This is a genomic window from Corallococcus sp. 4LFB, from assembly GCF_046520365.1.
Classification (GTDB): domain Bacteria; phylum Myxococcota; class Myxococcia; order Myxococcales; family Myxococcaceae; genus Corallococcus; species Corallococcus caeni.
This window is the reverse complement of sequence record NZ_JBKGHJ010000792.1, coordinates 1-2550: the sequence shown is the minus strand read 5'-3', so window position 1 is coordinate 2550 and position 2550 is coordinate 1. Positions and strand designations below refer to the sequence as shown.

The 2550-nt window shown below is 69.3% G+C and carries 1 protein-coding gene; it reads right to left on the bottom strand.

Translation table 11 applies throughout. The features are described from left to right. Positions 1 to 2550: condensation domain-containing protein (locus tag ACLEQD_RS41190; protein WP_410391381.1), on the bottom strand; the 2550-nt coding region annotated here is incomplete at both ends.

The following is a 2550-nucleotide window of genomic DNA, read 5'->3' as shown; positions in this document are numbered from 1 at the left end:
GACGGCCGGTGCTGCCGGACGTGTAGATGAGGTAGGCGAGGTGCCCGGCGTGGATATCCGCCTCGGGCGCCGTGGTGGGCTGCTTCGCCAACTCCGCATCCGAGTCGAGGCACACGGGCGTTGCGGACGTTTCAGGAAGGGCCTGCAAGAGATGCGAGTGGGCGACGAGAGCGGGGCCCTGCGCGTCCTCCAGCAACCAGCCCAGTCGCTCGCGCGGGTAGCTGGGGTCAAGCGGCACATACGCGCCACCGGCCTTGAGGATGCCGAGGGCTCCGATGACGAGGTCTTCGGTGCGCTCGACACAGAGGCCCACGCGGACCTCGGGCCCGACGCCCAGGCCACGCAGACGGTGGGCGAGCTGATTCGCCTTCGCGTCCACCTCGCGGTACGTCAGCTGCCGCTCGGGCGTGATGACAGCCAGCGCGTCCGGTGTGCGGCGCACCTGGGCCTCCACCATCGCGGGGATGCTCGGCTCGCGAATCGCGGGTGCTGCTTCCGGGTTCCAGTCGACGAGGAGTTGCTGGCGCTCGGAGTCAGTGAGCAGCGGCAGATCGCTCAGCCGCGTGTCGGGCTTCTGCGCGATGGCACCCAGCAGCACACCGAAGTGGCCCGCCATCCGCTGGATGGTCGCCGCATCGAACAGGTCCGTCGCGTACTCCAATGAACCGACCAGCCCTCCCTGGACCTCTTGCAGCGAGAGCGAGAGGTCGAACATCGCGGAGTGGGCTTCCAGGGGCACGGCCTGGAACGACAGGCCCGGCAGGTGCAGTGCCCGGGTCGGCGTGTTCTGCAGGACGAACATGGCCTGGAAGAGCGGGCTGCGGCTCAGGTCCCGCGTGGGCTGCACGGCTTCGACGAGCTTCTCGAAGGGCAGGTGCTGGTGCTCGAAGGCCGCGAGCGTCGTGCCTCGAACCTGGGCGAGCAGCTCACGGAACGTCGCACGCGGGTTCAGCTGGGCGCGCAGGACCAGGGTGTTGATGAAGAAGCCGATGAGGCCTTCGGTCTCCGCCTGGGTGCGGCCCGCGATGGGTGAGCCCACGCTGACGTCGTCCTGCGCGGAGTAGCGCGACAGCAGCACCTGGAAGGCCGCCAGCAGCGTCATGAAGGGCGTGGCATTTTCACGCTGAGCCAGGGCCTTGAGTCCTTCCGCGATGCTGGCGGGAATCCGCACCTCCACGGTGGCGCCCCGGTGGGACTGCACGGGCGGACGCGCGCGGTCCGTCGGCAGCTCCAGCGCGGAAGGCGCTCCCTCCAATTGCTGCTTCCAGTAACCCAGTTGCGCGTCGAGCACCTCGCCCTGGAGCCAGTTGCGCTGCCACGCCGCGAAGTCCGCGTACTGCACGGGCAGCGGTGAGAGGACCGGCGTGCTTCCCGAGGTGAAGGCCTCGTAGAAGGCCACCATCTCGCGCACGAGGACGCCCATGGACCAGCCGTCGGAGACGATGTGGTGCATCGTCACCAGCAGCAGGTGTTCATTCTGCTCCAGGCGCACCAGCGTGCTGCGCAGCAGCGGGCCCGTGGTGAGGTCGAACGGCCGCCGCGCTTCTTCATCGGCCAGCCGCCGGGACTCTTCCTGTCGCTGGGCAGCCGGCAAGGAAGAGAGGTCCACGAGAGGCAGTGTCCACTCCGCCGGGGCATGGATGCGCTGGGTGGGCTGGCCCTGGTGCTCGTGGAAGGTGGTGCGCAGGGCTTCGTGGCGCTGGACGAGCGACTCGAAGGCGCGGCGCAGCGCTTCGAGGTCCAGGTGGCCGGAGAGTTGGAGCGCGGTGGGCAGGTTGTAGGACGCGTCCCCTGGCTGGAGCTGATCCAACAGCCACAGCCGCTGCTGCGCGAAGGACAACGGCTCGGAGGCGGCGCGGGTCGCGGCCCTGCGCAGGGGAACCGACGGCGCGGTGGTCCCCTCGGAGTCGATGCGCCGGGCGAGGGCAGCGATGGTGGGTGCCTCGAACAGCGCACGCAGGGGCAGCTCCCTGCGGAAGGTGGCACGCACTCGCGAGACGAGCTGGGTGGCCAGCAGCGAATGGCCTCCGAGCGCGAAGAAGTCGGAGTGGATGCCCACGCGCTCTACGTGCAGCACCTGCTCGAAGAGCGGGGCGAGTCGTTCCTCGGTGGGCGTTTGCGGCGCGACGTAGCGGTTCGCGGGCTCCGAACTCACCGGCGCGGGCAGGGCCTTGCGGTCCACCTTGCCGTTGGTGTTGAGCGGCAGGGCCTCCAGCACGAGGAAGGCGGAGGGCACCATGTACTCGGGCAGGTGTTGCTTGAGCCAGAGCTTGAGGTCGTCCGCCGACGGCGCGGTCTCCACTTCGCCGTCCGAGAGGACCACGTAGGCGACGAGCCGCTTGTCACCGGGCACGTCCTCGCGCGCCAGCACCACGGCTTCATGGATCCCCGAGTGCTTGAGGAGGGCGGCTTCGATTTCACCCAGCTCGATGCGGAAGCCACGCACCTTCACCTGGAAGTCAGCACGGCCCAGGTAGTCGAGCATCCCGTCCGCACGCCAGCGCACCACGTCGCCGGTGCGGTAGAGGCGGGCACCCGGGGTGGAGGAGA